The organism is Rhodococcus sp. 7Tela_A2 (assembly GCF_049311045.1).
In the GTDB taxonomy this organism is placed as follows: domain Bacteria; phylum Actinomycetota; class Actinomycetes; order Mycobacteriales; family Mycobacteriaceae; genus Rhodococcus.
Genome location: NZ_JAXION010000063.1, coordinates 1 through 24,772 on the forward strand (window position 1 = coordinate 1; position 24,772 = coordinate 24,772).

Here is a 24,772-nt window from a genome sequence, read left to right on the forward strand (position 1 = left end):
GGGGGGGGGGGGGGCGCCCCGCCCCCCCCCACACCGGATCCCGACAATCGCGGCGCCACAGCGGCGAATTCAGCCCGGAGGAAACATGGGCATCGAGTACAGCAGTATCGTCGACGCCCCCCGTGACGACGTGTTCGCCTGGCATGCCCGCCCCGGCGCTGTTCATCGACTGATTCCGCCCTGGCAGCCGATGAGCGTGGTGTCGGAAGCCGATTCGCTCGCCGACGGGCGTGCCGTCCTCGGCCTCCCCGGTGGCCTGCGCTGGATCTCCGATCACCAGCCCGAAGGTTACGACCCCCCTCACCGTTTCGTTGATGCGCTCGGTCGTGACGGCTTGACGTCCCTGCCGCCGAACCTGATCCGGTCGTGGCGGCACGAGCACCGGTTCGACGTCGTCGACGAATTCCGGACCCGCGTGACCGACAAAGTGGACACACCGGTCCCGGAACGCGTTCTGACTCAGACATTTCGGTACAGGCACCGCCAGCTCGCCGACGATCTCGCCAGCCACCGCCGGGCGCACACCGAGGGAGTGTGTCCCCGCACGGTCGCGGTGACCGGCTCGAACGGCGTGGTGGGCAGCGCATTGACCGCTTTCCTGAGCGCCGGCGGTTACCGGGTGGTGCGCCTGGTGCGCCGGCCCGTTCACGGGCTCCGGGAAAAGCAACTGGATCAGGAAAGGCAGTGGGATCCGATCGATCCCGCGCCCGATCTGCTCGAAGGCGTCGACGCCGTCATCCACCTGGCGGGCGCCTCGATCGCCGGACGCTTCACCGAGGCGCACAAGGCAGCCGTCCGCGACAGTCGGGTCGCGCCGACCTGGCGACTCGCCGAACTCGCCGCCGGCACCAGCAACGGGCCGGCGACCTTCGTGTGTGCGTCTGCCATCGGTTTCTACGGATACGACCGGGGCGATGCGCCTCTCGACGAACAGTCTTCACGCGGGGCAGGTTTCCTCGCCGACGTCGTCGCCGAGTGGGAATCCTCGACGCAGCCCGCGGAGAAGGGTGGTGTGCGAGTGGTCCAGGTTCGGACCGGGATCGTGCAGACTCCGCGCGGCGGCACCCTGCAACTGATGCGGCCGCTCTTCTCCGCCGGCCTCGGCGGCAGACTGGGCAACGGCCGGCAATGGTTGTCCTGGATCGATATCGACGATCTGCTCGACATCTATCACCGTGCCCTGACGGATCCGTCCGTTTCGGGTCCGGTGAATGCGGTGGCGCCGCAACCGGTCCGCAACGAGGAGTACACGCGGACCCTGGCGAGTGTGCTGCACCGTCCCGCGTTGCTGCCCGTCCCCGGTCTCGGTCCACGACTGCTGCTGGGAGACGAGGGCGCACGCGAGGTCGCCGGCGCGAGTCAGTTCGTCGTTCCCAAAACGCTCCTCGACATCGGGCATCGATTCCGCAGACCCGACCTCGAGTCGTCGCTGAGGCACCAGCTCGGCCACATCCTGAACGGGAAGTGACGGGCGCGATGACCGCCGGCCGTGTCCTCGTCACCGGTGCCACCGGATACATCGGCGGACGGCTCGCGCCGCGACTGCTCGAAGCCGGTTATCGGGTACGGGTACTCGCGCGCAGTCCGGACAAACTACGGGACGTGCCGTGGGCCGACGATGTGGAGATCGTGCGCGGTGATCTCACCGACCCCGCGTCTCTCCGCGAGGCGTGCCGGGACGTGGATGTCCTGTACTACCTGGTCCATTCGATGGGGGGCCGAGACGAATTCGTCGAAGCCGAGCGGCGGGCTGCGGAGAACGTGGCGGCCGTTGCGCGCGAGTCCGGGGTGTCGCGCCTGGTCTACCTCGGAGGTCTGCATCCCGAATCCGGGCAATTGTCACCACATCTGAGCTCTCGCGCCCAGGTGGGACGGATCCTCCTCGAATCAGGGGTTCCCACCCTGGTACTCCAGGCAGGCGTCGTGATCGGGTCGGGGTCGGCGTCGTTCGAGATGATCCGGCACCTGAGCAACCGCCTACCGGTGATGACCACACCGCGCTGGGTGAACAACCGCATCCAGCCGATCGCCGTGCGCGACGTTCTGCACTATCTCGTCGCCGCCGCCGACGCACCCCTTCCCCGCAGCGGGACCTACGACATCGGCGGTCCCGACGTGCTGCGGTACGGCGAGATGATGCAACAGTATTCCGAGGTGGCAGGCCTGGTGCGGCGACGCATCGTCGTACTTCCCGTACTGACCCCACGACTCGCCGGTCTGTGGATAGGGCTCGTCACTCCGATCCCGCCGGGACTCGGCCGGGCACTCATCGAATCGCTGGGTTCCGACGCGGTGATGCGTAATCACGACATCGACGCCGTGATCCCTCCCCCGCCCGGCGGACTCACCGGATATCGCGAAGCGGTGCGTCTCGCACTGAGCCGGCTCGAACACGGTGAAGTGGAGACAAGCTGGTCGAGCGCGTCCCCCGTGGGCGCACCCGCAGATCCGCTGCCGTCCGACCCGGACTGGGCGGGCGAGGTCGTCTATATCGACGAACGCTCCGTCGAATCGGACACGTCGGCGGACCGGGTATTCGCGGTGGTCGAGAGCATCGGCGGCGAAAACGGCTGGTACTCGTTCCCGCTCGCGTGGACTGTGCGCGGGTGGCTCGACCGGTTCTCCGGAGGTGTCGGCCTCACCCGAGGGCGCCGCGATCCGAAAAAATTGCACACCGGCGATGCACTCGATTTCTGGCGGGTCGAACGTATCGAGCGCCCCGAACTCCTCCGATTGCGCGCCGAGATGCGGGCACCCGGTGGCGCATGGCTGGAATGGCGGGTCGAACGACTCGCGGCCGACCGCACCCGACTCACGCAACGAGCGATCTTCTTTCCCAAAGGTATTGCCGGGCGACTGTATTGGTACTCGCTGTTGCCGTTCCACGGCATCATCTTCCGCGGCATGCTCGAGAACATTGCGGGCACGGCGTCACGATCGGGTTCCTGACCGGATTCGCGAACGGAAAGGAGGGCCTGCCTTCACGGCAAGCCCTCCTCCCTCCCCGACCGATACTAGACGGTGCAGAGCGGTCTGATCTCCTGCATCCCCTCGGTCGTCGGCGACGTCAGCATCAGGCACGCGTTGTACCCGCTGTTTTCGACGACGCGCCGGATCTCCTGCCATGCAGCAGGATCGACTACCGGAGAACGCGACAGCACGAACCCGGACAGGCGTGTCGAATCACCGACGAACGCCCACGAGTAGTCGTCTGCCAGGTAGGTGACGATGTAGTTGGTCGGCCCGTCCAGTGAATCCTGGGACGGTACTCCGGGGAACGACACATGCAGCTGCGCAGTGTCGTTCACCCGTGCATTTCCGACGATGCCGCGACGCTCACCGGTCACCGTGGTGCACGAATTCTCCACTCGGACGTTACGTTCGTCGAGCAACGTGTAGTTCGCCGTGGTGTCGCGCACGCAGTCGATGTTGAACGGCGCCGGATTCGCAGCGAGCTGATACCACTGTCCGACATACCTGTTCACGTCCAACTGCGGGACGGGTGTGAGCGGCGCGGCCTGGGCCGGCGCCGCCAGCACCCCCCCCCCCCGGGGGGGGGCCCCCCCCCCCGCCCCGAGTCCCCGAACGCTGCTTCGGATTTTCCGCATCGATACCTGACCTTCCCGAGGGTGAGTTGGAGAGAGCACTTACTGCGGGGTCAGGACGCCGTCGATCAGGTAGACCACGCCGTTCTCGGTCTCGATGCCGCCGCAGATCACGTTGGCGCCGTTGACCGTCCACATATCCTCGGAACCGGCTACCTCGACAGTCCCACCCTGCACGGTGGTCTGGGTGCCCGCGACGTCGTCGATGGTGAGCTCACCCGGAACCACGTGGTAGGTCAGGATGTCCGTCAGCATCCCCGAGTCGGTCTGCAGCGTTTCGATCGTGGCGGGGTCGAGAGCCGCGAACGCTTCGTCGACCGGTGCGAAGACGGTGAATTCGCCGCCGTCGAGCGTTTCGACGAGATTGACATCGGGGTTGAGCTGGCCGCTGACCGCCTGTGTCAGCGTGGTGAGGATCGGTACGTTACCCGCGGCCTCGGTGATCGTCTGCGTCGAGAGTTCTTCGACGGACGAGGGACCGGTCGGATTCGCCTCGACGTAGGCGGCGCAACCGGGGCCGACGGGACCCGCTGCCGCAGCCTGCGCCGAGGTGCTTTCCGTGGTCTCCATTGCCGAACCGGTGGTCGTGGTCGCTGCCGAGGTGTCCGACGCAGTGTCGGAATCGTCGGACGTACAGGCCGCGACACCGAACGCGGACATCGCACCGATTCCGATGACCGCCAGGCTCTTACGTGTAGCGATGTTCATAGCTGAAATTCCCTTCGTAAGCCGTGGCCTGGACGACCACGCCGATCGATGTGTCAGGGGTCATTCGCTACCAGTGTGAAGGCGGATGGGTCGGGGCGTGGAGTTTTTCCTTCGACGCCCCGGACCAATCCGGGATGCGTGCTGCAACGAACGACATTCATGGAGATTCTTCCGGGCCGTTCACGGGCCCACGTGCTGGTGCTTCCGGGCGGCAGGCCTGTCGGTACCGAGGCGCCGCGCCCGTGGCATGCGTCCGAGCTCCGGATGACGGCGTTCACCCACACGCTGGGCTCACGCCTACGTCCGCATCACATCACCGTCGAGCAGGTGCGTTACCGCTACAGAGGATGGAACGGCACGCATATGAGTCCGGTCCGCGATGCCCTGGAAGCGCTCGACCGCGCCACCCGGCGGGGCCACACCCGGATCGGGCTCGTGGGCCACTCGATGGGCGGGCGGGTCGCCGCGCACCTGGCCTCCCAGGGCGGGGTGGAATCCGTCGTGGCCCTGGCACCGTGGTGGCCCGAAAACGACTCCGAGCACATACCCATCGGCCGTCATCTGCTCGTCGCGCACGGCACCGAAGACCATGAGACGGACCCGCGAGCCACGCAGAGTCAGACGATGGCCGCCCGCGACCGCGGAGTGAACGCGCGCTGGCGTCCCTTGCCCGGAGCCGGACATTTGCTACTCACAGACCCCGGCTGGTGGGCCAGAACGACCGCAGATTTTCTGGTGTGCACTCTCACCAGCGAGCCGTTGACCTCACCTGGAGACGATCATGCTTCCTGACACCCCACGGTCCGCTCCTCTGCCCGGCGGTGGAATTGCGGTGCCGGCCGCCGCCGGCGCCGCGGTCCGGCGCTCCCGTATTTCGCGGCGGTGACGGCGGTGCTGTACTCCGATGTCTTGAGCCGCCGGTTTCGCCCGGCTAGGCTTTCGTTCGATGAGCGGACTGAGCCGATGACCGGCGTCGGTAGAGACACCGACACCCTGGGGGCGCTACTCACGCGCGTCGCCGCACAGGACCAGGCCGCGTTCGCCGAACTCTACGACGCCACACGGGCACGGGTGTTCGGCATGGTCCTGCGAGTCCTGCGCGATCCCGGCTACAGCGAGGAGACGACGCAGGAGGTCTACCTCCAGGTGTGGCGCTCGGCCGGCAGCTTCGATACGAGCCAGGGATCCGCACTGTCGTGGATCATCACGCTCGCGCATCGGCGGGCCGTCGATCGCGTACGCAGCGAGCAGTCCGGCGCCGACCGGGAGTCGCGCTACGGCTCGGCGACGGTGGACTCCGCCTTCGACTCCGTGAGCGAAGAGGTCACCCAGCGTGACGATCGCCGGCGTGTCACCGACTGCCTGGGCTCGCTCACCGATCTCCAACGCAGATCCGTCGAGCTGGCCTATTACGGCGGATACACGTATCGGGAAGTGGCCGAAGAACTTTCATCGACGCTACCCACCGTCAAGTCGCGGATCCGCGACGGACTACTCCGATTGAAGACCTGTTTGGGGGTGAATTCTGATGGCGCTCGACGATGATCGGGACCTGCTCGACATGGCGCCCGTGATCGCCCTCGACGCACTCGCACCCGACGAGCGGGACGAGGTAACGGCACGGCTGGACGACGCCGCGCCCGAAACGGTCGAGCGTTTCACCACCGACCTCCGGGACGCCCGGGAGACACTCGCCCAGATGTCCGCGGCCACCGCGACCGAGCCGCCCGCCGGATTACGGGGCCGGGTGCTCGCACTCGTCGCCGCGGAGAGCGCCACCGACCGTCCCGCCGAGCACGGCGGCGCGGAGAACTCCGGCCCGGACATCGGGAATTCGTCCACCGACGTCATCTCGCTCGACGAACGACGCCGGCAGAGCAGGCGGCGGAACTTCCTGCTCGCCGCGGCCGTAGCCGTGGTCGTGGCGCTCGGCGGTGTCGTCGTCGCGAACCAGTGGACCCAGACGACCGACAGCCCCCTCGCCGAGCGGGTGCTCGCCGCCGAAGACGTCCGCACCACCACCGGCACGCTCGAGGGCGGCGGCGTGGTGACGGTCGTCTTCTCCGAGGACGCCGGCGCCGGCGTGCTCGTGATGAACAACGTCGCACCACCCGCCGACGGCACCGTCTACCAGATGTGGCTGATCGGGCCGGACGGACCGGAGTCCGCGGGCACGATGACCCCGGCGGACGTGGCACCGTCCACGACCGCGCTGCTGGAGGACATCTCGGGCGCCACCGCCCTGGGATTCAGTGTGGAACCCGCCGGTGGATCCACCGCGCCGACGTCGATATTCGCCGAACTGCCACTGGGTTGACGCGATGTCACCTACGGTCCGCGACGACGACCGTGGCGTCCGACTCGTCCGAGAAGAGCACTCGCGGGCGGTACCCCGCCTGCGTCAGCATCTTTTCCGCGGCGGGAGCCTGAGTCGCTGCGATCTCGATCAACAGATGCCCTCCGGGTGCCAGCCAGCGCCCTGCCTCGGCGGCGAGTCGCCGATGGATGTCGAGCCCGTCCTCGCCCCCGTCGAGCGCGACACGCGGTTCGAAGCACCGCGCCTCACGCGGCATCGACTCGAGTGCTCCCGACGGGACATAGGGGGCATTCGCGACGAGCACGTCGACGCGTCCGAGCAGGGAGCCGGGCAAGGACGCGCACAGATCACCCTCGAGCACCCGCTCGCCGGGCAGATTGAGCCGCGCGCACCGCACGGCGACAGGATCGATGTCGGTCGCGTACACCTCGCACACGCCGAGCATCGCCGCGAGTGCGGACGCCACCGCACCGCAACCGCAGCACACGTCCACCACGACCGGGTTCGGGGGAGCCACCCGCGCGGCGCATCTCGCCAGGAATTCCGTACGACGGCGGGGGACGAATACCCCGGGCGACACCGCGACCCGCATGCCGCAGAACTGCACCCACCCGAGGAGATGCTCGAGAGGCGCTCCGGCAATTCGTCTCGCGACGAGAACATCCAGTTCCCGCTCGGAGGTTGCGGCGTCGGTGAGCAGGCGCGCTTCGTCTTCGGCGAACACACATCCGCCCCGGCGCAGCGCCGCGACGACGGCGGGCGAGGGCACCTGCTGCGGCGAGTTCGGCTGCGGCGGTATCGGCTGTTCGAAAGCCATGGTGAACCCTATCGCGCGGCGTCAACCGGTTTCCGTGGATGGATCGTCGGCGACGGGGGTACTCCCGGTCGTGTGAGCAGAGCTGCCCCGGTGCGCGCGGACGAGTTCGACGAGCAGGCGGCGCAACGTCTCCGGATCGGAGACCGACAGCGGAGACGCGGTGTTGTCGCCGACAGCGGCGTTGTCGTCTCGCTCGAGTTCGAGCACCCGGCGGTATTCGGCAGCACCGGCGGCCGTGATCCGCACACGCATCCGACGCTCGTCGGCGGGATCGACGGAGCGGGAAGCGAATCCGCCACGCACGAGATGATCGACGGTGCGGCTCATCGTCTGGTCCGTCACGCGACACGCCCGCGCCATTTCTCGTTGGGACATCGGTTGCGCCGCAATCGAATGCAGCGCGATAACCCCGGCATGGGTGAGCCCCCGCTTGCGAAGCTGCTGCTCCCACGCCTGTTCGACGAGGCGGGCAGCGGTGGAGAGCAACCGCCCGGTGGGCCACGCCTCGAGATCGTCGGGTCCCGCATCGTTCAGCACGCTGAATAATCTAGTATTCGGATATTCGCTCACGCCAGGAGGAATCTTGAGCACTGCAACCGCACCACCGCGAAAGACCGGTCGCTGGAGGTGGCTGCTCCCCGCCCTCCTCCTCATCGCGTGGCTCGTAGCCGCAGGCGGAGGCGGGCCGTTCGCCGGCAAGCTCAGCGAAGTCGCGTCCACCGACGCCAGTTCGTTCCTCCCGGCCTCCGCCGAGTCCACCCGGGCCGACGAGCTCTATGCGCAGTTCAACAGCAGCGAGTTCATCCCGGCGATCGTGGTCGCCGAACGCGACGGTGCGATCACCCCCGAAGACATCGAGTTCATCGCGTCCGAATCGGCCGGTCCGCCACCGATCCCGTCCGAGGACGGCAGCGCGGTGCAGATGATCGTCCCGATCGATGCCTCCGGGGAGGTAGGGGACGCCGTCGAGGAACTGCGTACGGCACTGGAGAACGCCCCTGAGGGGTTGACCGTCCACGTGACGGGACCGGCCGGCCAGGCCGCCGACCTGTCGTCGGCCTTCGGGGGCATCGACGGTCTGTTGCTGCTCGTCGCCGGCGGCGTCGTCCTCGTCATCCTCGTGGTGGTCTACCGCAGTCCGATCCTGCCGTTCGTCGTCATCATCTCGGCGGTGTTCGCACTGGCCCTCGCGAGCCTGGTGGTGTACCAGCTCGCCAACGCCGACATCATCGCGCTCAACGGCCAGAGCCAGGGCATCATGTTCATCCTGGTGTTCGGCGCCGCCACCGACTACGCATTGCTCCTCGTATCCCGATACCGCGAAGAACTCCGGATGGAGCAGGACAAGTACACCGCGATGCGCGCGGCGCTCCGTGGGTCGATCGAACCGATCGCCGCGTCCGCGGGCACCGTCATCCTCGGCGTCCTGTGCCTGCTGCTCTCCGACCTGAACTCCAACCGCGGCCTCGGTCCGGTCGCGGCGATCGGTATCGCCGCGTCCTTCCTCGCCTCCGTCACCTTCCTGCCCGCCGCACTCGTTCTGCTCGGCCGGACCGCGTTCTGGCCCACCCGGCCCAAGTACGAACCCGGCACGGACCAGGACGACATCGACAGCGGACACCGCTTCTGGGGCCGTGTCGCCCGATGGGTCGGCTCCAAGCCCCGCCCCATCTGGATCGTGTGCACGCTCGTGCTCGTCGCGTTCGGCATCCTCGCTCCCCAGTTCAAGGCCAGCGGGGTCGCGTCCTCCGACGTGTTCCTCCTCCAGACCGACTCGAAGTCCGGCCAGGAGGTCCTGGGCGAGCACTTCGACGCCGGCACCGGATCGCCCACGATCGTCGTCGCGCGTGAATCCTCGCTGGACGCAATCGTCGACGCCACGGCCGGGGTCGAAGGTGTCACGGAGGCCCGGCCCGTCACCGGACCGGGCGACGTACCTGTCGTCATCGACGGACTCGTCGCGGTTCAGGCCACGTTGTCGGATCCCGCCGACTCGCTCGCCGCAGAACAGACCGTCGAAAGAATCCGCGATGTGACCCACGCCGTGCCGGAGGCGGATGCGCTGGTCGGTGGTCCCACCGCCGTCGACCTCGACACCAAGGACACTGCCACCCGGGACCGGACCCTCATCATTCCGGTCGTGACCCTGGTAGTGCTGCTGGTGCTCATCGTGCTGCTGCGCGCCGTCGTCGCGCCGATCCTGCTGATGCTCACCGTGATCCTGTCGTTCGCGGCCACACTCGGCGTGTCGTCGCTGTTGTTCAATCACGTATTCGGTTTCCCCGGTGCGGATCCGGTGGTGCCGTTGTTCGGCTTCGTGTTCCTCGTGGCCTTGGGTATCGACTACAACATCTTCCTGATGACCCGAGTCCGAGAGGAGACCAAGAAGGTCGGTACCCGGCAGGGCGTGTTGCGCGCACTGACCGTCACCGGCGGCGTCATCACCTCGGCGGGCGTCGTTCTGGCCGCGACGTTCTCGGCGCTCGCTGTGATCCCGTTGCTGTTCCTCGCACAACTGGCGTTCATCGTCGCGTTCGGTGTGTTGCTCGACGCCCTGCTGGTGCGCGCGCTCCTCGTGCCCGCGCTGTCCATCGACATCGGCAAGAAGATCTGGTGGCCGAGTGCGCTGTCCCGGATCGAGCCCGACGAACACGCCACGACCGACGACGACACGCCCGGAGTGACCCCCACACCCGAATCCGGACGAATTCGATAGGGATGCACTCCAAGTGACCGCGCTCCCGCCGGTCACTCGGAGGGTTCCCGGCGCCGTGCACCGGCCGTAGCGTTACGGTCGGTGCATGTCTGCGGATCCCATAGCGCCGCCCTCGTCGTCGCCGTCACCGTCGCCCTCGGCGGCCCGGGAACGGCGTACCCCGGAGCCCCAGCCGTCGCTGTCGGCACGCCTGAGCAGTCACCTCACCGCCGTTCCGCACATCGCCGGGCTGATCCTCGGCGTGTACGCGATCGCGATGGCCGCGTGGTCGATTTCGCCCACCCTCCGGTTTCTGATCCGCACGCCGCGCGAATACATCGACGAGTACTACTTCGACGCCCCCGACACGAGTCTCGCGCTCGCACTGGTCGTCGGACTGCTCGCCGGAGCAGTCGCAGGGCGTAAACGCATCGCGTGGTGGATTCTCACGATCTACCTCGGCGGCTTTACGATCACCAATCTCGTGTCCGCGATCGTCGAGAGCGACGCCACGCACCTGGTGGCCCTCGTTGTGCATCTCGCGGTGGTAGCCGTCCTGCTCCTCGCGTACCCGGAGTTCTACACCCGGGTCCGGCGCGGCGCGGTCTGGACGTCGGTGGGAGTGCTCGCCGGCGGACTGGTCGCCGGCACCCTCGCCGGATGGGGTCTGGTCGAACTCTTTCCCGGCACCCTGCCGCCCGCCGACCGCTTCCTGTGGGCACTGAACCGTGTCACCGCGCTGGGATTCATCGACAACGACCAGTTCGCGGGTCGCCCGCACGGATTCGTCAACACGACCCTCGGTCTGCTCGGCGCACTGGCTGTGCTCGCCGCCGTCGTGGTGCTGTTCCGGTCCCAGCGCTCCACCAACGCCCTCACCGGATCCGACGAATCGGCGATCCGAGGGCTCCTGTCCCAGAGCGACGACTCACTCGGCTATTTCGCGACGCGGCGCGACAAGGGGGTCGAATTCGCGCCGAGCGGCAAAGCTGCGGTGACCTACCGGGTCGAACTCGGAGTCTGTCTCGCGAGCGGCGATCCCATCGGGAATCCGGAAGCCTGGCCCCACGCGATCGACGAATGGCTCGACCTGGCACGCGCCTACGGCTGGACACCCGCTGTGCTCGGCGCCGGCAGGGAAGGGGCGACGGCGTATCACCGTGCGGGACTGAACGTTCTGGAGCTGGGAGACGAGGCAGTGCTGTCCGCGGACAGTTTCACTCTCGCGGGTCGTGAGATGCGTCCCGTCCGCCAAGCCGTCAATCGGGCGCGGAAACACGGTGCGACAGTGCGCATCACCCGCCACCGGGATCTGTCTCCGATCGAGATGTCCGCGGTCGCTCAGCGCGCCGACGCGTGGCGTGACACCGAATCCGAGCGTGGGTTCTCCATGGCCCTCGGGCGCCTCGGCGATCCGATCGACGGCGACTGCCTGCTCGTCGAGGCAGTGGTCGACGGGTCGGTCGTCGCGATGCTGTCGCTGGTCCCGTGGGGCTCCGACGGAGTCTCCCTCGATCTGATGCGGCGCGATCCGCACGCCCCCAACGGCATCGTCGAGTTGATGGTGTCCGAACTGTGCTCCCAGGCACCGGAATTCGGGATCCGTCGTGTGTCCCTCAACTTCGCGGTGTTCCGCTCCGCATTCGAAGAGGGTTCACGCCTCGGAGCCGGGCCGATCATGCGAATGTGGCGGTCGATCCTGCTGTTCTTCTCGCGGTGGTGGCAACTCGAGTCGCTGTATCGCTCCAACGTGAAATACCGGCCCGAGTGGGTACCGCGGTATCTGTGCTTCCGCGAGACACGGGAGATCCCGCGGGTCGCGCTCGCCGCAGCCGTTGCCGAAGGATTCCTCACCCTGCCGAGCTTCGGCCGTCGTACCACGCGCACCCACACCGGCACCCATTCGTCGTTCCCCCACAACGTCGACTCGGCAGAAGCACTGCACGACGACGGAAGCGCACCCGACTCGGCGCCGGGCGACACCGACACCGTGGACGCCCGCAGCGATACCCGTCCGGAACAGGACCGGGTGCGGAGGGCGACCCTCGAACGCATCATCGAGCACGGGGTGGACCCGTATCCCGTCGCGATCCCCCCGACGCACACCGCCGCCGAAGCACGTAACGCCCTCACCGGCACGCGTGTCGTCGTCGCCGGACGGCTGATGCGCATCCGGGATTTCGGTGAGGTGCTGTTCGCGGTTCTCCGCGATTGGTCCGGTGACATCCAGATTCTCGTCGACAGCCAACGCGTTGCCGGACAGCGCTTCCTGTTCGATCTGGGTGACCTCGTGGAGGTGACCGGCCGGATGGGACGCAGCCGGAGCGGGGAGATCTCGGTGCTCGCCGACTCGTGGCGGATCGACGGCAAGTGCCTGCACCCCCTACCCGGCAAGTGGCACGGGCTCACCGATCCCGAAACCAAAGTGCGGCAGCGTTACCTCGACCTCGCGGTCGACACCGGGGCGCGAGAACATCTCGCCGGCCGAAGTGCGGTCGTGCGGTCGCTGCGCGAGGAACTCCAGTCCCGCGGATACCTCGAGGTCGAGACCCCGATCCTGCAGGCGGTGCACGGCGGCGCCAACGCGGCGCCGTTCGTCACGCACATCAATGCCTACGACACCGACCTCTACCTCCGGATCGCCCCCGAGTTGTACCTCAAGCGACTGTGTGTCGCGGGCATGCCGAAGGTGTTCGAGATCGGACGCGTCTTCCGCAACGAGGGTGCCGACTTCACACACAATCCCGAGTTCACAATCCTCGAAGCCTATGAAGCACACAGTGATTACGAGAATATGCGGGTCGTCGCCCGCGAACTGATCCAGGCCGCCGCGCGTGCGGCACACGGCCGCGAGGTCGTCCTGCGCCCGAATCCGGACGGCACATCGACCGAGATCGACATCTCGGGAGAGTGGCCCGTCACGACGTTCCACGATGCCCTCTCCGAAGCACTCGGCACGTTCGTCGATGCACAAACGCCCGCCGACGTACTGCGACGCCTCTGCGACGAGCACCGGATCGCCTACAACCCGTCGTGGGACGCGGGCGCAACCGCGCAGAAGATGTACGAGCACCTCGTCGAGGCCCGCACCGAATTCCCGACGTTCTACACCGACTTCCCGTCGTCGGTGTCACCCCTGACCCGGCCCCACCCCCGTAAACCGGGTGTCGCCGCGAAGTGGGATCTGGTGGCCTGGGGAGTCGAACTCGGCACGGCCTACAGCGAACTCACCGACCCGGTCGACCAGCGTGCCCGTCTCACCCGGCAGTCGCTGCTCGCCGCCGGGGGCGACGAAGAGGCGATGCAACTCGACGAGGACTTCCTGGAAGCGCTCGAATACGCGATGCCGCCTACCGGCGGACTGGGTATGGGTGTCGACCGGATCGTCATGCTTGTCCTCGGCGGCAGCATCCGCGAGTCGCTGGCGTTCCCGTTCGCGAGGCCGCGCCGGTCCTGACAGGCGGTTCCACGCGAACCCGCCGCACCTGGCATCGTGAAGTCCGTGCAGCTACTTCTGATCCGCCACGCTGAGCCGAACAACGCGCGTTCCGGCAACGGCCTCCCGGTCGACCCGCCGCTCACGGAGGGCGGACGACGGCAAGCCGAGCGTCTCCCGGACGCGCTCGCGCCGTACCGGATCACGCGGCTGTTCTCGAGCCCCCAGCAGCGCGCGGCCCAGACCGCGGAACCGGTTGCCGCGACCCGGCAGCTCGAGGTCGAACGGGTGGAGGATCTCGCCGAGTACGACTACGGCCTCGACCACTACCTCACCATCGAGACCGCCAAGAATGTCGCGTCGGACGCCTACGCCCGAATCCGTGCCGGCGAGCTACCGGACTTCGTCGACGCGGAACTTTTCCGCACCCGGGTGCTGCGGGGACTCGACCATGTCGTGGCCTCGTGCGACCACTCCGACACCGCTGCGATCTTCGTGCACGGCGGAGTGGTCAACGTGGTGCTGCAAGACCTGCTCGGTCTTCCGCGACCGCTGATGTTCCCGATCGAATACACGTCGGTCACCCGCATCCTGGTTTCACGCACGGGAACTCGCCGGGTCGCCTCGATCAACGAGACCGGCCACGTGAGGGACACCCTGCGGGTGTAAATCGGTGCCGACCCAGCCCCGGTTACCGCCGGGTGCGCGGAGTGGCCAGGCGCATGACGACCCGGGGCGCGCCGCCGAGGGTTCCCCGCACGGGCGCGACCTCGACGAACCCGGCCTTCTCGAACATCGAGCGCAACCCCGGGTAGGTGAACACGGCATCGACCTTGTCTCCGGTATCGAGGGGATAGCCCTCGACGACCTCGGCGCCGTGCTCACGTGCGAACGCGATCGCTCCGAGCAGGAGTTGCTGTCCGATACCCCTGCGGCGCCGCCGCCCCTTCGTACGGAGACAGAAGATCGACCACGGATCGACCCCGTCCACCAGTGGATAGGTCTCCGTGTCCTGCAACGCGGCGACCCGGGAGCGGGGTGCGACGCCCGCCCATCCGACCACCTCTCCGTCGAGATACGCGAGGATTCCCGGGGCCGGACGGTGAGCGCACATCTCGAACACCCGCTCCCGGCGCTCGCCGGCGTCCAGTCCGGCCGCCTCCGCGCCGAGGCGGTAGGTGAGACACCAGCACGCCAGGGCGTCCGGCCGTCGCTTGGGACCCAGCATCTCGGTCACGTCGTCGAAGGCCCGCTGTGTAGCCGACCGGAACTTCATGACCGTCGACTCGGCGCTCATAGGCTCGGCGAGGTCTCGGCTGCCTTCTCCATGGTTCCCACCGTAAACAGATATCCCGGCATGCCTGCGCCGGTTTTACACTCCGGTTATAAGGCGAGCGTGAAGCGTGACATCGAACGACTCCGCGCGCCGGGGTGCCGTTCGTCTCCCCACATGGCCGCGCCGGTTGTGTCGCCCGTCGGGTAGGAGAGGAAGAACCCTGTTCCGGGTGCAGACGCCGCCGACCCGGTTGGTACGGTCACCGCCGGAGGTGGCACCGGATGGATGCGGACAGGATCGACGAGCTCGTGCAGAACGGGCTCAGCACACAACACGAACTCGAGGCGGTCCTCGGGGCACCGCATCCGGCGATCGTCGACAAGGCCCGACCGCATCTGACGCCGCTCATCCGCAACTTTCTGTCGCTCGCCCGCTTCTTCACCCTCGCGACCGCCGATGCCGCGGGCAACTGCGACTGCTCCCCTCGGGGCGACCTCACGTCTTCGGTGCTGGTCCTCGACGACCACACGATCGTGTTGCCGGACCGGCCGGGAAACCGGCGCGCCGACTCCTACCGGAACATCCTCGAGAACCCGCACGTGGGTTTGCTCTTCTTCGTCCCCGGCGACGAAGAAGTTCTGCGGATCAACGGCCGTGCCACTCTCTCGACCGACCCCGAGCTTCTCGAGAAGCTGTCGCTGAGCGGGAAGCCGGCTCTGCTCGCGGTGATCGTCCGCATCGACGAAGTGTTCCTGCACTGCGCCCGCGCGATGCTCCGCGCGAAGCTCTGGGACGCGACGACGTATCCGAAACACGAACTCGTCCCCAGCATGCGCGATATGCACGCCGAACTCGTCTCCATCGACGTCCCCGCCGACGCCGAAGCCGGGAAGCGCGAACTCTATCGCGAATACCTGTACTGAGGTCGTGCCCGGCTCACGCCTTGGATGCGATCCAATCCCGTAGCCGGCGGGTCGCGGTGGTGCCACGTTCGTCGACCGGGTGGTTCGAATAGTCCTGATGGATCTGCGATCGGTAGAACTCGCGGATCTGGGCCTCGCGACGCCCGTTGGCGTCGGGCGTGAGGTGTTCGAGCAAGGGCGTGGAACAGTACAGGTCGCCGCACGCCGGGATCGTCCTCACCGGACGACGGTGACCTGCCCGCCGCCGATGTTCGTCACGAAGACGTTGCCCGTCCCGTAGTCCACATCGGTGCCCGGTACCGATCGGTCGACCACGCTCGCTCCGGTCCCTGCCGGAGGATCGACCACGGCGATATCCGGACCGAAAAGGTTGGTGACGTAGACGTTTCCGGTGACCGGATCGGTGATCACCGCGCCGGGGGGTGGCGGAACCGATGGGGGCAGCGGTCCCGGGTCGCCGTCCGTGACGGTGACCGCACCGGTGCCGATGTTCGTCACGAACACGCCGTCGGTGCCCGCGTCGACCGATATCTCCGGCATCCCGGGATCCGGCGGGGGTGTGCTCGGCGCCGCGGGTTCCGGTGTGACCGACCGGCGGTCGACGGCGACCGCGCCCGTTCCGAAGTTCGTCACCGCGACGTTGCCGACGCCCCCGTCGACGCGCATCTCGACGAATGCCGTCGACACCTCGGTGCGTCCCGCAACCCGGCCCTCCGGGTGGCTCACGCTCACCGTGCCCGGGCCGACATTGGTGATGCAGGCGTTGCCGGTGCCGCCCTCGACGCCGAGAAGCCGTGGGCCGTCGAAGCCGAACACGGCGGGGACAGGATCGGCCCCGTCCACCGAGACGATTCCGCCGGCGTTCTGGATGCACGCTCCCGCCGGGTCGGCAGCGGCGGCCGGAGCCGTCGAGACACCCGCCCCGGCGATGCACGCACCGACCGTGAGGAGCGTCCATCGCCGTCGCGAAACAGTCATGGGCAGAACGGTAACCGCTCCGTCGCCGGTGAGCGGAAGAACGACGGTAACTCGAATCGGCGACGTGTCTACACCGCCCGCCGGCACACCCTGGTTACAAACCGACTGCGTCCTCGGGCCGCTCGGCGGTTCGCCACCCGGGGATCTCCGCACCCGACGCCCACGTGGAGTGCGTGCCCGAACTGACCCGTTCCGGAAGACGAATCCGGGCGACCGGGCCGTCGGCGAGACGCTGTGCGTCGAAGACGAGGCACTCGGACAGATCACGGTTCATGTCGACGGTCATGGTGACGAGGTATCCGTCGTCCTCACCCGAAGACCCGATCCGCGGCGCCATCACGGTTTCGCTTCCGAACACTCCCTCACCGAGCGCGTAGTGCTCCTCGGCGCCGGTCAGCGAGTCGTGCTTGACGAGGCCGTCGAACAGGAACCACCCGGGCAGGCCCGTCGCCGCATACGTGTAGCGGTGCGGTACTCCCGTGTGTACGGGACTGATCATGCCGAACTCCGTGACCCGTTCGGAGAGGCGCTCTTCCGTGACGCCGCCGGTGCGCAGGTTCAGGCGCCACCGGTGCAGGTGCGTGCCCATTCTGTCGAGAGCGAGAAATCGGAACATGCGCTGGTAGATCGACCCGTTCCCGGTGTCCTCCGGCTCGGGTGTCTCCTGGTGGAACCCTTCCAGGACGATCTCGTCGCCGTCCTCGTAGGCATTCGTCCAGTGCAGGACGTAAGTGGGAGCCGCGTCGAACCACCTGATCTCGCTCCCGCCGCCGCGCCGCGGGAGCACGCCGAGGCGCATCGGAATATCGGGGTGGAAACGCGAGACGTACTTACCCGCCGCGAGAGCCTCGGGTATCCAGAAGAGCGGGCAGTCGTTGAGGATGGCGTAGTTCTCGGTGAAGGCCATGTCGTGGGGTAGCCGAGGACCGGGCAATTCGATGTCGGTGTAGTGCACGAGTTTGTCGGACGAGTCGACGACGCCGTAATGCATGTACGGCGCGTCCGTTCCGTAGTTGAAGAAGAGCATCTCCCCGGTACGGTGATCGACCTTGGGATGCGCCGACACTCCGAGATTCGACGGGAAGTCGCCGCCCCACTCCGCTTTGCCGACGGTCTCGAGCGACATCGGATCCACCCGGTACAAGTCGCCGCACTGCCAGAAACTGGTGAGTGCAACCCCGTTGTGCACGGTGACATCCGTGCTCGATCCGTCCTTCATCCTTGTGCGCGCACCCCAGCCGTCGGTGCGTTCCGACTTCGCCGGATTCTCGGCGATTCCCGCCCAGAGCGCGCGACCGGCTTCCTGCTCGGCGACGAAGCCGTCCGTCTGGACGAAACGGTTCCGGTAGAACGCCTTCCCGTCGCGGAAGCCGACGACATGCACCATGCCGTCACCGTCGAACGGGTGGTAGCGGCCCTGCTGGGCAGGGTGCACCGGATTCTCGGTGTTCCGGATGTACACCCCGTCGAGATCGGCGGGCAGTTCCCCGACGACCTCGAGATCGTCGGCGCGGTGCTCGGTGACCTGGGGTCGCCACGGCCCGGTGCGATAGGGGTGATCGTCGTCGGTGGGCAGCGTCGACAATGCGCGGCCGAGAATTTCGAGGTCCATCGATGCTCCTTCGGCTCAGCCGATGATGAGGGATACGGAAGTGGTGGTGCTACCACCGAAGTTGAAGGTGGCCGCCCGTCGGGCGCCGTCGACCTGGTAGGCGCCGGCGGTGCCCGTGACCTGGCGATGGCAGTCCAGAGCCATGCGCACGCCCGTGGCCCCCACCGGGTGTCCTCCGCCCAGGAGTCCCCCACTGGGGTTCATGGGCATCCGGCCGCCGATCTCGAGATCGCCGGCTTCCACGGCGCGCCAGCTTTCGCCGGGCGGCGTGAGGCCGAAGTGGTCGATCGCCACGTACTCGCTGATGCTGAAGCAGTCGTGCGTTTCGATCAGGTCGAGTTCGTCCACACCTCCGATTCCGGCGCGCCCGTATGCGTCGGCGACGGTGTCGGCGAGGTGCGGGAACATCAAGCCGCCGCCCGAACTGCGTGCGAGCTTCTCGTCGAGGGAGAGCCCGACGGTGCGGTGACCCCAGCCGAGAATCCGGGAGCGGGGGGCCGCGTCGAACTCCGGATGCCGGGCGACGTACCGATCGCTGACGAGGACCACGCCTGCTCCTCCGTCGGTGAGGGGGCCGCAGTCGATCTTGCGCAGGCTGCCCTCCACGAGCGGATTGGCGGTGTCGTCGGCCGTGAACGATTCGGGGGAATAGGACCGTGTCCGGGTCTGCGCGCGAGGATTGCTCCGGGCGTTGCGGATATTGAGTTCGGAGATGGCCCACAGGTGCGCCGGGTCGAGTCCGTACCGGGTCGTGTACTCGCCGGCGATGCGATCGAACATGTAGGGCCACATGAATTTTGCGTCCTGGCCCTCTCGTCCCACCCACGCGGCCGGACTCATGTAGTTCGTGCCGATATCGCCCGGCACGGTCTTCTCGAGTTCGACACCGAGGACGAGTGCGCAGTCGTAACGCCCTGATTCGAGGTCGGCCATCGCGGCGAGAATCGCCAGAGAGCCCGACGCACATGCTCCCTCGTGCCGGCTCGCGGGAACGTCCCACAGTTCGGGGATCATGGACGCCGGCATCGCCCCGAGGTGACCCTGCCCGGTGTAGAGCTGGCCGAAGGCATTGCCCACGTGGACGACGCCGACCTCGCTCGCGTCGATCCCCGCGTCGTCGAGCGTGCGGCGCGCGACCTCGGCGGTGAGATCGCCGATGTCGAAGCCTTCCTTGGTGACGTTGCGGGCGAAGTCGCTCTGATAGCCGCCGGCGATCCACACCTGAGCTGATGTCATGTCGTCTCGCTTTCGAGATCGGTTCGACGGGTCGGTGGAGGTCTTGGGAGAGTAGTTCCGCGACGGTGAAGCCCGCCGTCCCCGTTTAGTACAGTTATTGAAGCATCTTGGTGTGAGCCACGCAACGACGGATGCGCACCGGAGGAGGTTGGCCCGTGACCCGAAGCAACACCGTGCCGAGCGACCGGACTGCGACCGTCAATCCGGTCGCCGCCACGCTCGATCTGCTCGGCGACCGCCTCACACTCGCGCTGCTCGGACACGCGTTCGTGAGCGGCACGACCCGCTTCAACCAGTGGCTCGAACTCACGGGTGCCCCGTCCTCGGTGCTGACCGACCGGCTCCAGTCACTGGCAGCGGCCGGTGTGCTGGAACGCTCTCCGCAGTCGGCCGGCTCGGATCGGCACGACTACCTGCTGACCGATCTGGGGACCGCCACCTGGCCGATCCTGGTGTGCATCTGGAGCTGGCAACGGGAGTGGACACCCGAAGGTGCGTGGCAGCCCGACCTGGTGCACGACGTGTGCGGGCACCGTGGTCCCGCTGTCATCCGCTGCGGATCCTGCGGCACTGTCGTCACCACCCACGACACGGACATCGAGATGGATGCGGAAGCGATCTGGACCGTGACCTCCGGTGCCCGGCGGCGCTCCACCCGCGGGCCCGCCGGCAAGAACGTGTCGGCAGACATGCAGTTCAACGCGGTGATGGAGGCTCTGGGTGATCGCTGGAGCGGCGCGATCACCGGTCTCGCACTGGCCGGAGCCCGCCGGTTCGGAGAATTCCGGTCGGCGCTGGACATCTCCCCGACGACGCTCACCGATCGCCTCGCCCGCCTGTGCGCCGCGCAGATCCTCGGCCACCCGTCCGGTACCGACCGCCAGTACCGCCTGACGCACCGCGGTCGTGCGCTGTTCGGTGTGTTCGTCTTCCTGATCCGGTGGTCCACACAGGCCTTCCCGGAGGCGCCCGGGCCGCTACGGATCCTGCACCGCGAGTGCGGCGCGATCCTGCATCCGGAACTTCAGTGCAGGGGGTGCGACGGGCCCGTGGACCGGCACAGTGCCCGGATCGAGCCGATGTTGCCCCATCCCTGACGCGGGCCTTTGGTCCCCATCTTGACACCGAGCGACGTCACCCGGTATCACTTCGTTAGCTGTAGTGACTCGGGTCACGACATTCAACGAGTCGGAGCAAATCTGTGAATCGGAGCAATCCCCCGTACATCTACGACGCCGTCCGCCTCCCCCGTGCCCGCGTGCGCAAGAGCGGCGGCACCCTGGCGGGCGTACGTCCGGTCGAGCTGATCGCCCGGCTTCTCACCGCACTCGACGAACGCTGCGGTGCATCCGAGGTTGTGGACGACGTGCTCCTCGGAATCAGCACAGCCACCGGAGAACAGGCGGGCGACCTCACCAGAGCGGCCGTGCAGTGGGCGGGCTGGCCCGATCACATCCCCGGCGGCGTCGTCTCCCGGTTGTGCTGCTCCGGGCTCGATGCCATCGAAAGCGCAGCCGCACGGGTGGCCGCCGGTACGGCGCGCGCGGTCGTCGCGGGGGGCGTCGAATCGATGTCCCGGGTGCCGATGTTCTCCGATTCGCCCCCGATCGCTGTGGACCCCGAACTCGGTGAACGCACCGGGTTCGTCACCATCGGGGTGTCGGCCGATCTCACGGCGGCACGGTACGGGTTCACCCGCGAGTTGCTCGATGCCTACGCGGTCGCCTCGCACGGGCGTGCCGCCACCGCGCCCCCCTCGCCGTCACTGATCAGCATGAAAGTCGGCGATACCGAACTCGATTCGGACGAGGGCCCGCGCCCCGGAGTGACACTCGACGATTTCGCCGCGCTGCCCGCACTCTTCGGAGAAGACGCCGGGTGGGAGCGGGTCGCCCGCCGGTTATCGGATTCACCGCGCCCGGCGGCGGGACTGCACACAATCGCCACCGCCCCTCAGCTGGCAGACGGAGCCTCCGCGATTCTGATCGGTGACGCCGAAGCCGGTGCGGCCCTGTCGATGCGGCCCCGCGCCCAAATCGTCGGGACGGCGCAGAGCGCGGTCCGCTCACCGCTCCTGACCGCTCCCGTGGTCGCCTCGAACCGGGCGCTCGCACGTGCCGGCATCACGGCGCAGGACCTCGACGTTGTCGAAATCAACGAATCCTTCGCCGTGACACCGTTGATGATGATCGAGGAACTGCACCTCGACCCGGCCCGCGTCAATGTCCACGGCGGCGCTCTCGCCGTCGGACATCCGCTCGGGGCCACCGGCGGCATTCTCGTGGCTCACGCACTCGACCAGCTCGAACGCACCGGAGGCGAGCACGCGCTCGTCACCATCCCCGCAGCCCTCGGTCTCGGCGCAGCCCTGGTGCTCCGCCGGCTGTGAGCGATACCCGCGACCACTTTCCCACCCGGACTTCGCGAAAGGCCCCCTGATGTCCCCCCCGCTTTCCCCCCCGCCCACCGCACGCGCGGGTCATCCCGACGCCACAGTCTCCGAATACCTGGAACGGGGCTGGTGGCAGGACGAGACGCTCCCGGACCTCTTCGATTCCTGGGTACAGCGCAGGCCTTCGCATGCCGCGACCACCGACCCGGCCAATTTGGCGGATCTCACCGGGGCACAGCCCCGGTCGCTGACGTGGCAGGAACTCGACGAGTTCGTGCGGCGGGTCGCAGCCGTATTCCACGCGCGCGGAATACGGCAGGACGACACGGTTGCCGTGCAGATGCCCAATTCGGTCGCCCTCACCGCCACCTACCTGGCACTGTGGCGCCTCGGCGCCGTGGCGACCCCGATGCCCGCGTCGTATCGCCGTCACGAACTGTCCGGCATCGTCGATGCGTGTTCTGCCGTCGCCGTCGTCACTGTGGGTAGACTCGGCGACCGCTCGCTCGCCACCGAAGCGTCGGAACTGGCCTCCGGCCACCGGACCCTCGGCACCGTGTTCGCTTTCGGACCGCACGTGCCGGAACAGGCTGTCGAGATCGACACCGCATCGGTGCCCGCACCCCATCTCGACGAGGCCGATGCCTATGCGGCCGCAGTGGTGCGCACGGTCAACGACCGGGTCACCGTGTGCTGGACGAGCGGTACCGAGGCGGCGCCCAAGGGCGTACCCCGGTGCCACGCCGATTGGCTCGCGGTGGGCCGAGGGGTGCAGGACGGCCTCGAAACCACGGAGGATTCCGTGCTCGTGAACCCGTTCCCCTTGGTGAACATGGCCGGGTTCGCAGCGGCGTTGCTGCCCTGGCTCCTCGGTGGAGGTCACCTCGTCCACCACCACCCCCTGGACATCGCGGTCTATCTGGGCCAGATCCAGCACCACCGGGCCACCCACACCACCATGCCCCCGGCGATCCTGACGATGCTGCTCAAGAACGACGCCCTGCGCGGCAAGTTCGACCTTTCGTCGCTCACGCGCGTCGGGGCGGGTGGCGCACCGCTGCCGCCGTCCGTGGTGGCGTCCTGGCAGAACGACCACGGGGTCGAGGTGATCAATTTCTTCGGATCCAACGAGGGCGTGTGCCTTCTCGGTGCACCGGGCGATATCCCGGACCCGACCGTCCGCGCGCAGCATCTGCCGAACTACGCGGCGCCGGACCGGTCCTGGGTGGTGCGTCTGAGCCGCAGCACCGAGGTACGCCTCATCGATCCCGTGACCGGCGCCCTGGTCGACACCATCGGCGGCCGCGGCGAACTCCGGCTGAAGGGGCCCACCGTCTTCGCGGGTTACCTCGAGGGCACCGCGACGTCGTCCCCGTTCGACGAGGACGGCTTCCTCTGCAGCGGTGACGTTTTCGAGTTGTGCGGTGAGCACGGCGAGTACCTGCGCTTCGTCGACCGCATCAAGGAGATCGTCATCCGGGGCGGTATGAACATCGCACCGGCAGAGATCGAAGGGCTGCTGCAGGACCACCCGGCGGTGGCCGAAGTCGCGATCATCGGTATCCCCGACGAAGTACTCGGCGAAAAATGCTGTGCGGTCGTGGTTCCCACCGCCGGCGCCACCCCGACACTCGACGACCTCACGGCGCACCTTCGCGCGCGGGACATCGCGTCGTTCAAACTGCCCGAACGCATCGAACTCGTCGACACCTTGCCGCGCAACGCGGTAGGCAAACTGTTGCGACGCCACATCCGCACCGACCTCCTGGAATCCCTATGAGCATGTCCACAGCACCCCACTCCACTTCGATCGACCTTCCCGCGCGCGTGCGCGTCCCGGTGTTCGCGGCCCCGATGTTCCTGGTGTCCGGCCCGGAACTCGTCATCGCGGCGAGCGCGGCCGGAATCGTGGGCTCCTTCCCCACGCCCAACTGCCGCACGACCGCCGAACTCGACCGCTGGATGGGGACGATCTCCGACGGTGTCGCCGCCGCGGGACCGGATGCCGCGCCGTGGGCGGTGAACCTGGTGACCCACCGCTCCAACCAGCGTCTCGAGGAGGACTTGCGCTTGGTCGCCGAGCATCGCCCGCCTGTGGTCATCACGGCTCTGGGGTCTCCGGAACCGGTGATGGAGACGGTCAAGGGATACGGCGGACTGGTGCTCGCCGATGTGGTGTCCGTCCGGCTCGCCCGTAAAGCCGCCGGCTTCGGAGTCGACGGACTCGCGTGCATCTCGGCGGGAGCAGGGGGGCACACGGGCCATCTCTCCCCGTTCGCGTTCGTCTCCGCCGTACGGCAGTTCTTCGACGGGTTGCTCGTCATCGGCGGGGGCATCGCCGACGGCTGGGGTGTGGCAGGTGCCGTCGCGGCCGGCGCCGATCTCGTCTACATGGGCACCCGGTTCCTCACGGCGACGGAAAGCATGGCGTCCGCCGACTACAAGCAGATGGTCGTCGAGCACGGACCGGACGATCTCGTCGTCAGCTCCGGCATCACCGGGACCAGCGCCTCGTGGTTGCGTCCCAGCCTGGTTGCGAACGGTCTCGATCCCGACGCCCTCACCGCACCGGCCAACCGTGACTACAACGCCGGTGCGGACGTGCAGGGGCGGTGGAAGAACATCTGGGCCGCGGGCCAGGGTCTGGGCCTGATCGACGGTGTCACGCCGGTGAAATCCATCGTCGACGACCTCGCCGCCGAATACGCGGCCGCGACAAGCCGCTTCGCAGGCCGGACTCTTCGGTAGGTCCCGGAAGAGACAAACGGGGGGGCCCC

22 protein-coding genes are annotated in these 24,772 nt (G+C 67.7%); 13 read left to right on the forward strand and 9 right to left on the reverse strand.

The annotated features are described in order from the left end of the window. Positions 1-85 precede the first annotated feature (85 nt). Entirely contained in the window at positions 86-1,468 is a 1,383-nt protein-coding gene (locus TVH25_RS13100) for a TIGR01777 family oxidoreductase (protein ID WP_296550656.1), read from the forward strand. An 8-nt stretch (positions 1,469-1,476) separates the two neighbouring features. Beyond that, the gene (locus tag TVH25_RS13105) at positions 1,477-2,949 is read left to right on the forward strand and encodes an SDR family oxidoreductase (protein WP_422424378.1); all 1,473 of its coding nucleotides are present in this window, start codon (positions 1,477-1,479) and stop codon (positions 2,947-2,949) included. A gap of 65 nt (positions 2,950-3,014) precedes the next feature. Here TVH25_RS13105 and TVH25_RS13110 read toward each other — a convergent pair whose 3' ends face one another. Beyond that, positions 3,015-3,608 (reverse strand): lipocalin family protein, encoded by a 594-nt coding sequence (locus tag TVH25_RS13110; protein ID WP_422424380.1) that lies wholly within the window; start codon positions 3,606-3,608, stop codon positions 3,015-3,017. 39 nt (positions 3,609-3,647) lie between these two features. After that, the gene (locus TVH25_RS13115) at positions 3,648-4,313 is read right to left on the reverse strand and encodes a fasciclin domain-containing protein (protein ID WP_169620842.1); all 666 of its coding nucleotides are present in this window, start codon (positions 4,311-4,313) and stop codon (positions 3,648-3,650) included. Between the two features lie 159 nt (positions 4,314-4,472). Here TVH25_RS13115 and TVH25_RS13120 point away from each other — a divergent pair, with 159 nt between their 5' ends. The 3 genes from TVH25_RS13120 to TVH25_RS13130 all read left to right on the forward strand — a co-directional run bounded on the left by TVH25_RS13120 (position 4,473) and on the right by TVH25_RS13130 (position 6,630). Next, positions 4,473-5,105 (forward strand): alpha/beta hydrolase, encoded by a 633-nt coding sequence (locus tag TVH25_RS13120; protein ID WP_169620843.1) that lies wholly within the window; start codon positions 4,473-4,475, stop codon positions 5,103-5,105. A 171-nt stretch (positions 5,106-5,276) separates the two neighbouring features. Beyond that, entirely contained in the window at positions 5,277-5,858 is a 582-nt protein-coding gene (locus tag TVH25_RS13125; protein ID WP_169620844.1) for a sigma-70 family RNA polymerase sigma factor, read from the forward strand. Then, positions 5,842-6,630: an anti-sigma factor gene (locus tag TVH25_RS13130; RefSeq protein WP_169620845.1), complete on the forward strand. Its 789-nt coding sequence runs from the start codon at positions 5,842-5,844 to the stop codon at positions 6,628-6,630. The genes TVH25_RS13125 and TVH25_RS13130 overlap by 17 nt, the downstream gene beginning before the upstream one ends. 7 nt (positions 6,631-6,637) lie before the next feature. Here TVH25_RS13130 and TVH25_RS13135 read toward each other — a convergent pair whose 3' ends face one another. Together TVH25_RS13135 and TVH25_RS13140 are read right to left on the reverse strand one after the other, a co-directional pair. Beyond that, positions 6,638-7,447, reverse strand: coding sequence for a putative protein N(5)-glutamine methyltransferase (locus tag TVH25_RS13135; RefSeq protein ID WP_169652276.1), 810 nt, complete (start codon positions 7,445-7,447; stop codon positions 6,638-6,640). 21 nt (positions 7,448-7,468) lie between these two features. After that, positions 7,469-7,984: a MarR family winged helix-turn-helix transcriptional regulator gene (locus TVH25_RS13140; protein ID WP_296550657.1), complete on the reverse strand. Its 516-nt coding sequence runs from the start codon at positions 7,982-7,984 to the stop codon at positions 7,469-7,471. A 46-nt stretch (positions 7,985-8,030) separates the two neighbouring features. Between TVH25_RS13140 and TVH25_RS13145 the strand changes: the two genes are divergently transcribed. From TVH25_RS13145 to TVH25_RS13155, 3 genes are all read left to right on the forward strand, one after another. Next, positions 8,031-10,163, forward strand: a complete 2,133-nt coding sequence (locus TVH25_RS13145; protein ID WP_422424383.1) for an MMPL family transporter — start codon at positions 8,031-8,033, stop codon at positions 10,161-10,163. An 85-nt stretch (positions 10,164-10,248) separates the two neighbouring features. Next, positions 10,249-13,599, forward strand: a complete 3,351-nt coding sequence (gene lysX / locus TVH25_RS13150) for a bifunctional lysylphosphatidylglycerol synthetase/lysine--tRNA ligase LysX (protein ID WP_422424384.1) — start codon at positions 10,249-10,251, stop codon at positions 13,597-13,599. A 45-nt stretch (positions 13,600-13,644) separates the two neighbouring features. Beyond that, on the forward strand, positions 13,645-14,247 hold the full coding sequence (locus TVH25_RS13155) for a histidine phosphatase family protein (protein ID WP_378527226.1): 603 nt from the start codon (positions 13,645-13,647) through the stop codon (positions 14,245-14,247). A 22-nt stretch (positions 14,248-14,269) separates the two neighbouring features. Here TVH25_RS13155 and TVH25_RS13160 read toward each other — a convergent pair whose 3' ends face one another. Then, entirely contained in the window at positions 14,270-14,875 is a 606-nt protein-coding gene (locus TVH25_RS13160; RefSeq protein WP_422424385.1) for a GNAT family N-acetyltransferase, read from the reverse strand. Positions 14,876-15,135: 260 nt separating this feature from the next. Between TVH25_RS13160 and TVH25_RS13165 the strand changes: the two genes are divergently transcribed. Then, positions 15,136-15,777, forward strand: coding sequence for an MSMEG_1061 family FMN-dependent PPOX-type flavoprotein (locus TVH25_RS13165; RefSeq protein ID WP_296550661.1), 642 nt, complete (start codon positions 15,136-15,138; stop codon positions 15,775-15,777). Positions 15,778-15,790: 13 nt separating this feature from the next. Here the strand turns inward: TVH25_RS13165 and TVH25_RS13170 are convergent, their stop codons facing one another. From TVH25_RS13170 to TVH25_RS13185, 4 genes are all read right to left on the reverse strand, one after another. Next, a complete protein-coding gene (locus tag TVH25_RS13170; protein ID WP_422424386.1) occupies positions 15,791-15,997 on the reverse strand; it encodes a hypothetical protein in 207 nt (68 codons plus the stop codon). Further along, positions 15,994-16,755 carry a hypothetical protein gene (locus tag TVH25_RS13175; protein ID WP_296550663.1) on the reverse strand — a complete coding sequence of 254 codons (762 nt, stop codon included), beginning with the start codon at positions 16,753-16,755 and terminating at the stop codon, positions 15,994-15,996. The genes TVH25_RS13170 and TVH25_RS13175 overlap by 4 nt, the downstream gene beginning before the upstream one ends. Before the next feature lie 94 nt (positions 16,756-16,849). Further along, positions 16,850-18,367 carry a carotenoid oxygenase family protein gene (locus tag TVH25_RS13180; RefSeq protein ID WP_296550664.1) on the reverse strand — a complete coding sequence of 506 codons (1,518 nt, stop codon included), beginning with the start codon at positions 18,365-18,367 and terminating at the stop codon, positions 16,850-16,852. A gap of 15 nt (positions 18,368-18,382) precedes the next feature. Further along, entirely contained in the window at positions 18,383-19,603 is a 1,221-nt protein-coding gene (locus tag TVH25_RS13185) for an acetyl-CoA acetyltransferase (protein ID WP_296550665.1), read from the reverse strand. Between the two features lie 155 nt (positions 19,604-19,758). Between TVH25_RS13185 and TVH25_RS13190 the strand changes: the two genes are divergently transcribed. The 4 genes from TVH25_RS13190 to TVH25_RS13205 all read left to right on the forward strand — a co-directional run bounded on the left by TVH25_RS13190 (position 19,759) and on the right by TVH25_RS13205 (position 24,743). After that, positions 19,759-20,700, forward strand: coding sequence for a winged helix-turn-helix transcriptional regulator (locus TVH25_RS13190; protein WP_296550666.1), 942 nt, complete (start codon positions 19,759-19,761; stop codon positions 20,698-20,700). 104 nt (positions 20,701-20,804) lie between these two features. After that, on the forward strand, positions 20,805-21,992 hold the full coding sequence (locus tag TVH25_RS13195; RefSeq protein WP_422424387.1) for an acetyl-CoA C-acyltransferase: 1,188 nt from the start codon (positions 20,805-20,807) through the stop codon (positions 21,990-21,992). Between the two features lie 49 nt (positions 21,993-22,041). Beyond that, positions 22,042-23,775, forward strand: a complete 1,734-nt coding sequence (locus tag TVH25_RS13200) for a class I adenylate-forming enzyme family protein (RefSeq protein ID WP_422424388.1) — start codon at positions 22,042-22,044, stop codon at positions 23,773-23,775. After that, positions 23,772-24,743 carry an NAD(P)H-dependent flavin oxidoreductase gene (locus TVH25_RS13205; RefSeq protein ID WP_422424389.1) on the forward strand — a complete coding sequence of 324 codons (972 nt, stop codon included), beginning with the start codon at positions 23,772-23,774 and terminating at the stop codon, positions 24,741-24,743. The genes TVH25_RS13200 and TVH25_RS13205 overlap by 4 nt, the downstream gene beginning before the upstream one ends. Positions 24,744-24,772: the final 29 nt, after the last annotated feature.